Annotated in this window: 9 protein-coding genes; 6 read left to right on the top strand and 3 right to left on the bottom strand. The window is 67.2% G+C overall.

From position 1 onward, the window contains the following. The first annotated feature begins 163 nt into the window (after positions 1-163). Both AB0C16_RS39565 and AB0C16_RS39560 read left to right on the top strand, forming a co-directional pair. Positions 164-1,672: a hypothetical protein gene (locus AB0C16_RS39565; protein WP_357691208.1), complete on the top strand. Its 1,509-nt coding sequence runs from the start codon at positions 164-166 to the stop codon at positions 1,670-1,672. Between the two features lie 133 nt (positions 1,673-1,805). Then, the gene (locus AB0C16_RS39560) at positions 1,806-1,931 is read left to right on the top strand and encodes a hypothetical protein (RefSeq protein ID WP_357691206.1); all 126 of its coding nucleotides are present in this window, start codon (positions 1,806-1,808) and stop codon (positions 1,929-1,931) included. On the opposite strand, the gene AB0C16_RS39555 is transcribed toward AB0C16_RS39560, so the two are convergent. Further along, positions 1,914-2,270, bottom strand: coding sequence for a DUF6247 family protein (locus tag AB0C16_RS39555; RefSeq protein ID WP_357691204.1), 357 nt, complete (start codon positions 2,268-2,270; stop codon positions 1,914-1,916). The genes AB0C16_RS39560 and AB0C16_RS39555 overlap by 18 nt on opposite strands. Before the next feature lie 142 nt (positions 2,271-2,412). Between AB0C16_RS39555 and AB0C16_RS39550 the strand changes: the two genes are divergently transcribed. Next, positions 2,413-2,592, top strand: coding sequence for a hypothetical protein (locus AB0C16_RS39550; protein WP_357691202.1), 180 nt, complete (start codon positions 2,413-2,415; stop codon positions 2,590-2,592). Further along, positions 2,589-2,936 (top strand): hypothetical protein, encoded by a 348-nt coding sequence (locus AB0C16_RS39545; protein ID WP_357691200.1) that lies wholly within the window; start codon positions 2,589-2,591, stop codon positions 2,934-2,936. Before AB0C16_RS39550 ends, AB0C16_RS39545 begins: the two co-directional genes overlap by 4 nt. Before the next feature lie 126 nt (positions 2,937-3,062). On the opposite strand, the gene AB0C16_RS39540 is transcribed toward AB0C16_RS39545, so the two are convergent. Beyond that, positions 3,063-4,472 (bottom strand): hypothetical protein, encoded by a 1,410-nt coding sequence (locus AB0C16_RS39540; RefSeq protein ID WP_357691198.1) that lies wholly within the window; start codon positions 4,470-4,472, stop codon positions 3,063-3,065. 151 nt (positions 4,473-4,623) lie between these two features. Here AB0C16_RS39540 and AB0C16_RS39535 point away from each other — a divergent pair, with 151 nt between their 5' ends. Further along, a complete protein-coding gene (locus tag AB0C16_RS39535) occupies positions 4,624-4,878 on the top strand; it encodes a helix-turn-helix transcriptional regulator (RefSeq protein WP_357691196.1) in 255 nt (84 codons plus the stop codon). A 221-nt stretch (positions 4,879-5,099) separates the two neighbouring features. On the opposite strand, the gene AB0C16_RS39530 is transcribed toward AB0C16_RS39535, so the two are convergent. Further along, on the bottom strand, positions 5,100-5,258 hold the full coding sequence (locus AB0C16_RS39530) for a hypothetical protein (protein WP_357691194.1): 159 nt from the start codon (positions 5,256-5,258) through the stop codon (positions 5,100-5,102). 504 nt (positions 5,259-5,762) lie between these two features. Here AB0C16_RS39530 and AB0C16_RS39525 point away from each other — a divergent pair. Further along, on the top strand, positions 5,763-6,158 hold a 396-nt coding region (locus tag AB0C16_RS39525), incomplete at its 3' end, for a hypothetical protein (protein WP_357691192.1).

Below are 6,158 nucleotides of genomic sequence, written 5' to 3'. Positions count from 1 at the left end.
GCGGCGGTCCCATGCCGTAGCGTTCACCCGGAAGGTGCGTCCGTTCTGTGCGATGTTGTGATCTCAGCAATCCGATCATCGCAGGTCGGAGGCACCTTCTTTATTTATTGATCTTCACCGGGAAATACCGCCTGAATAGCTGAGGTTAGCGGACCTTGCTGACGTGGACGCCGCATCAGCGCTGTCCCGGCTGATCTGGGATGAGCTGCTGGACTACGGGACCGAGCAGAAGAACCTCCGCCTGGACAACGCCGAGATCGCCGTCGCGTTGAGGGCTCTGCGTGCTGTCCTGGGGCGTCTTCGTATCGTGTTCGACCCGCCGTTTCGCGACCAGTCCAGTTTCCGCCTGTACTGGAAAAGCCGGGGGATGTCGGATGCGGGAGGCTGGGCGAAGCGGCGGGCCTACCTCACCAGCCTGTTCGAGCCGGTGCTCGCACAGCTGGAAACCATCGAGGACCTACAGACGGCGCAGCACGACGACCGCGATGACGCTGCCAAGCAGATCACGGAGGTCACCCGCCGCAGGCTCATCGACGGTCTCGACGCGGTCCGCATGAAGGTCATGAGTGAGCTGGCGGAGACGGGCGCCCCTGTGAAGCGCCCAGATCTGTTCTGGTGGGGCACACTCGACGAGGTCGCCTTTCTCGACCGCTTGTACAACCTGGACCAGATGCCGAGCCACGACCCCCGGTACGCCACCGCCCGCTTAGACCTCATCCAGCACTGCATCAACAACGACGACTACCCCGCCGACTGGATCTATCGGGACGAGCGGTTCGGCATCGGCACGCACGATGGGCGGCTCCTGCGGTTCCTGGCCGAGACCCTTCACCCCGTAGTGCGCCCTGAGCAGGCCGAAGTCCGGCATCTGCACGTCTTTTACAACTCCGTCCTTGTCCATGACGGGTACGAGCTCGTTCAAGTTGGCCAGATCAGCGGAGCGCAGATCTTCGCCGGCCGCAGGATCGGCGGCGGTGTCTCCGGGACGATGAAGAACGTCATCTTCGCCGCGGACGGGCCCAAACCCAAGATCGTGCTCGGGGACGCGGTGAACAACGACATCCAGATCGTGCGCAATGCCGAGAACTGCCTGGTCTACGACAGGCCCCTGAAAGCCGAAGGGCTCACCTGGGCCGACCTGTTGTCCTGGTGGCGTGACCGGCAGGCTCTCCCTGCCGAGGTGCCCGATTTTGATGCCGGACGAGATCTGTGCAGTCGGCTGTGGAGGTCACTGGCCAGCGAGCCCGAGCGGGTCCTCTTCCACACCTACGCCCAGGCCTATCTCCTGCGCAAGGACACCATGCGCTGCCCCGCCCTCATTCCGCAGGTGTACTCGCACTACGACCCGCAGACCCGCAGGCAGCGAGGCGGCCACGACAGCGTGCTGGGACGCGAGCGCATGGACTTCCTGCTGCTCCTGCCGCACAGTACCCGTGTCGTCCTGGAAGTCGACGGCCAGCAGCACTACGCCGACGGCCTGCACGCAGGCGCGGCCGCCTCACCCCACCGGTACTCCAAGATGGCCGCCGAAGACCGAGCGCTGCGGCTCAAGGGGTATGAGGTGTACCGGTTCGGCGGCTACGAGCTGACCAGGAACGACACCTCGGTCACCGCGATGCTTCAGGACTTCTTCGAAGCACTGCTCGCCAAGCACCCTTTCACGGTGCCCTGATCCAACCGGTCGCCCTCACCTGACCCATGCCTAGCTGGAGGCACGGCACGAGGGGCGCCCCCGCACTGGAGGACGTGTGCGGGTAGATCCTGGCCCGGCTGGACGGGCGGGTGCTGGTCGTCCAAACATCGGGGTGGACTGGCGGCTGCTGCGCCGTCGTCTGCCCGGCCTCAGCCGCGAGATCCGCCACCGCCTGGGCATGCGTCACCTCGGGCAGGTCGTCGCCGACCACCTGCCCGAACTAACCGTCGGACCGTGATCGTCGCCGGTCGCGAATCTCGCCCAGGGTGGGCAGCTCGATCCCGCGCTTGGCCGCGATCTCGGCGATGACCTCGTCGAACGGGCGCCCCTCGGGAAGCGGCTCGCCGCGATCGACTCTAGCTCGGATGTCGTCGACGGCGTCCCACGTCTGCTGGCGACCTTCGGGATGTTGCATGCTGTCACAGGCGACGATCCACCACCTATGGGTGAAGTCATCCACTGGCTTCCAGTTGCCGGCCGCGCGCGCCTCTTCCACTGCGGCGGGCAGCTGCCAGTCTAAACCCTCTCGATCACGTGGGTGGCTCAAGGCCTCGCGGATCGCGGGCAACGTCGGCACAGCCGGGCTCTGCCCTCCGTGAGCGGAGGCCCGACGCTACCAGCGCCCTGCGACAACGACAGTCCTCCAGACGGCCACCTCATCAGCCTGCCCCGGGGGCCTGCCGCAGAGCAGGCGGTCAGCCGTCGGCTAGCCTGCAACGATGACGAATCAGCCGCGGCCAGAGGACACCTCGCACGAACCGATCGACCACGCCTGGCGTTTCAGCTCTGGAGCCGTCCGCACCAGCCCGGAGGAGTTCCTGGCCCTGTCGGGGCTGGCCCCCGAGGAGCAGCGCCTACTGCGAACCCGTCACGGCCTCGCAGAAACGAGCCCACGATGACCCCACAGAGTCCTCAAGAGGAACTGCCGCGCCTGCTGCCCGAGGTTGAACAGCAGGCGCTCATCGGCTACGTCAGCGAGCTACTCACCGCTTTGCCGCTGGACGAACTCCATGCCGCCATCGACCGGTTGGCCGGGCCCGGAGCGGCCGCCGCCGTTGTCCTCGAGCGGCGTCGCCGAGCGCTCGACTCCCAACGGTGGCTCCAAGCCCAGCGGGAGGAATGGGTGCGGCGCGATCCCGAGGCCGTCGCCCGCGCCGAAGACTGGGCCCGCCGCCTGCTCGCCGGTGAGTTCACCGTCCGCGGCGAAGACCTGATTGCTGCCGATGCGGCAGCGCAAGCCTGACCCATCCGGGGACAAGCTACTCGCCGGCGTGCCTTAATCAGCTCCATGCGTCTGACCGGCAGAACGCGCGCCAACCCCAGATAACGATCGCGCAGGACCGGCAAGCCCTCGCCGACCTGATCAACCTCATGCTGGAGAGGAAGAGACGCCGCCGGTGAGCATGGCGGTCCTGTCGCCACGGTTCCCACCAGAGGTCAGGATCCACTGGAACAGCTCGCGCGGCGGCAGGTCGTCGTCGACGGGGACGTCTTCTTCGAGTAGCCAATCCAGTGTGGTGACCAGCACGGGTGCCGGCACGACAGTCCCTCGGGTATACACCACGCGCCATGGAGAGGGGAGCGAGGCGTCGACGGCCCAGATCGGCTGCCCGGCATCGCTGCCGTGCGGGATCAGGATGCCGATGTCCTGCCAGAAGGCCAAAAGTTCGGCCATGGTGTCCACCGGTGGGTCATCACAGGCTTCGACGAGCGTGGCGAATCCGGTCTGCCAGCGCCGCCAGGCGTTCTGGTCATCGTCCAAGCGGTGGCGCAGCACCCGTACGGGTGGGTATTCATCGAGTTCGGGCGCCTGATCGGCCGCGGGCAGCGCCAGGGCGGGAGGCTGGACGCCGTCCCAGATGCTCGAATCCAGCCATTGCTCGCCACCCGCCCAGCGCTTGGGCGCCTGTGCGGCGGCGATCTCGGCGAGACGGGCCGTGGTGGGGTGCGGGCAGTCCATGAGGGCGCTGATGATCTCGGCTGAGCGTGGGCACAGCGTCGGCCAGCCGCTGGCGTACAGGGTGAGTATGGCCAGTTCCTCAGGGTCGGCCTTGAACTCGGTCCTGCCGGGCAGGGAGGCGACCTGGCGGGGCCGGCCCGCTGGGCTGGGAAGCTCCAACCGGTGGGGGCGGCGTCCGTAGCGGTCGATCCATGTGGTGGCCAGCGACAGTCGCTGGTCTTCGAGCGCGTCTTCGACCGCGCGTGACTGCCGGTCCTGCGCGGCGCGCAGGTTGTCGCGGCGGCGGCGTTCGGCGAGGGTGAGGTGGACGCTGCAGTGTTCGGAGCCGATGCCTTTGACGATGGTCTTGGCGCAGCGGTCTTTCTTCGCGGTGGTGCCCGCGCATTGCGCTTCGGGGTCGGGGTCGTCGCGGAGGGCGGCCTTCACCTCGGCGATGATCTGCGGGTCGATGGTCGGCCGAGGCGGGGCCACCTGAACGGACACCTCGGCGGGGTCGGTGCCGGCTTCGCGGGCCTGGGCGAAGATGGACCGGGCTCGGGGTGGGCCGCTGCTCCAGGCGGGTGCCAGCGGCAGCCGGGCTTCCATGATGGCGGTGGCGTGGGCGGCGTTCGCCAGCACGTCGCTGGCTTCGCGCTGGATCTGGAGTTCTTCGCCGAGGTTGAGCCGCATTCCATTGATCAGTTGCAGGATGTTGCGGATCTCCCACGACAGCCGGGCTGCCTGGATGAGCAGCCAGGCGGGGGAGAAGCCGCCGTCGCGGTCGCGTCGGGGCGGGGTGATGGTGCGGGATGGGCAAGGCTCTTGCCATGAACGGATCATGTGGGCTGCTCCAGGGCGGCGGCAACGACGACGCATATGGGTGATGCGGCTGCATGCTTGCACGTCAGGGGCCTTTGCCGGGCGCCCGCTACCAGTATTTGTACCAACGTTGGTACAGACCTTTGGTGATCATGCGCGCAACCGTGGGTAGGTGCCCAATCCAATCGCGCCACGCCTGGCTGAGCTGCGCAGACAGTTCGGCCAACGCCTGCGCGAAGTCCGCGAAGGGCACGGACTTACCCAGGAACAACTCGGCGAGATGGCCGACGTCGACCGTAAGACGATCAATCGGATCGAGAACGGTATGTACAGCCCGCACCTGGACAAGGTCTTCCAGATCGCCGACGCGCTCAGCGTGCCGGCCAGAGACCTGTTCGAGTGGAACGGTGCATCCCCGCGCGGCTGAGCATCGACATCATCCCGGTGTCTTCCCCCGGTGTGACCCTCCCCCCCGGGGAGGCGTACCTGGGGCTGTCGCACCGGGATCGGCTGTCAGGAATCCATCCCGCCGCCGGCTGGAGCGCCCCGGCGGTCCGTCCAACCGGGGCTCGGAGTGTCCTGAAGATCTTGGCGGGTGGGTCTATGAGTTGGCCTGTCCGACGTCTATGGGGTGATCGGGGTGAGAGTCTAGGTGTTGTTGAGGTGGATGAGGCCGAGGTCGACCAGGCAGCGGTGGTTGAGAGCGGCGGCGCGATGGTGGAGCCGGCGGTCGCCTGTGTGGGTGCCGCGGTAGGGCAGGCGGTGGTTGCCGCGGGCGACCAGCAAGGCCGCGGCGCGTTCGGCCATGGGGCGCCAGCGCCGGTAGTCGTTCTGCCAGGCGAGGTCGGTGGCGGGCGGCGGCCTGGAAGTCGTGGTGCGGGCGGATGGTGAGGGGGCGGCCGGTCTTGGCGGTGGTGCGGGCGGATGGTGCAGGGGGGAAGGCGGCGAACAGGGCGGTGGCAGGTCACGTCGCGCTCCTCCTGCAGCGTCACGAACCGCCCGTAGGGCGTGGGGTGAGGCAGGAGATCACGGGTCGGCGAAGGTTGCGACGGCCTCGCGAGGTCTGCGCTGGAATGAGGCATGGCTTCCACTGTCCGGCCCTCCACGGTTCCTTCGCCGCCTTCCCGGCGCATCGCCCGCAGACGGATGTGGAAGATTCTGCCGGGAGCTCTGCTCGTCGCTGCTGCCTGGTGTGCTATCGAACGGCTCTCCGCGTCACGTCCGAAGCAGCGCGGCCAGATGCCCGAAAGGCCGATTCTCGGTGAAGGGAGCCCCAGCGGGTCCGATCACAGATCGAGGAGCGGTGCATATGTGCCGCTCTTCGTGCTGGCGTTCCTCTGGCCTTACACCGAGGAGTTCCTCGAAGGGATCAGCCAGGCCGCGAACGCCGGTGTCGAGGTGTTCTTACCGGCGGTTGATGGCGTCCTCACTGCGCTGATCATCGTCATCGCTGCTCGCAAGGCGAAGGTGCGCTGGGGGTGGGCGCTCATTGGGCAGTTGCTCACCGTCGGCCTGGGTATCTGGACGGTCCTTGCCCGTCATGCACCAAGCCTCCTTCGAGATCTACTCTTCTCCGCCTGCTACACCCTTGCGTTCGCGACCATCATCATGGCCGTGCTCGAAGTCCGCTTCGCGCCCGGCTGGAGGCGGCAGGCGAAACTGGGGTCAGCCGAGTCGGCTGAGGAGGCTGCGAAAGCCAAGGTGACA

The organism is Nonomuraea sp. NPDC048916, from assembly GCF_040649575.1.
Classification (GTDB): domain Bacteria; phylum Actinomycetota; class Actinomycetes; order Streptosporangiales; family Streptosporangiaceae; genus Nonomuraea.
The sequence above is the reverse complement of the archived record's forward strand: the minus strand, read 5'-3'. Positions and strand labels throughout refer to the sequence as shown.

Coding starts and splice junctions, on each gene's coding strand:
- AB0C16_RS39545 (WP_357691200.1), top strand. CDS start 2,589: ATGACCCCACAGAGTCCTCAAGAGGAACTGCCGCGCCTGCTGCCCGAG.
- AB0C16_RS39530 (WP_357691194.1), bottom strand. CDS start 5,258: ATGGCCGAACGCGCCGCGGCCTTGCTGGTCGCCCGCGGCAACCACCGC.
- AB0C16_RS39550 (WP_357691202.1), top strand. CDS start 2,413: ATGACGAATCAGCCGCGGCCAGAGGACACCTCGCACGAACCGATCGAC.
- AB0C16_RS39540 (WP_357691198.1), bottom strand. CDS start 4,472: ATGATCCGTTCATGGCAAGAGCCTTGCCCATCCCGCACCATCACCCCG.